At 43.0% G+C, this 265-nt stretch carries 1 pseudogene; it reads left to right on the top strand.

The window, feature by feature from the left end:
- Window positions 1–265: pseudogene (locus tag WFZ85_RS16375) on the top strand (IS1182 family transposase); the annotation flags it as partial.

The raw sequence follows: 265 nt of genomic DNA, 5'->3' as shown, positions 1-265 counted from the left end.
ACGATAAAAATGCCTTGTCTGCTATTGCTATAGAAGCCAAAGAAAACCTAGCGCTCGAAACTTTTACCGTACTAGTTGACAAAGGCTATCACAACGGACGCGAACTCGAAACCTGCAAAAACCACAATATCAACACCATAGTGGCCCATCCAGATCAAGGCAAAAGCAACGAAAATGGCACACAACCCGAGTATTTAGTATCCAAGTTCATTTACAACAAAGAAGCAAACACCTATACCTGTCCACAAGGACAAACCCTCACCAC

The sequence above is a fragment of the Flavobacterium aureirubrum genome, from assembly GCF_038739835.1.
Classification (GTDB): Bacteria; Bacteroidota; Bacteroidia; order Flavobacteriales; family Flavobacteriaceae; genus Flavobacterium; species Flavobacterium aureirubrum.
The sequence above is the reverse complement of the archived record's forward strand: the minus strand, read 5'-3'. Positions and strand labels throughout refer to the sequence as shown.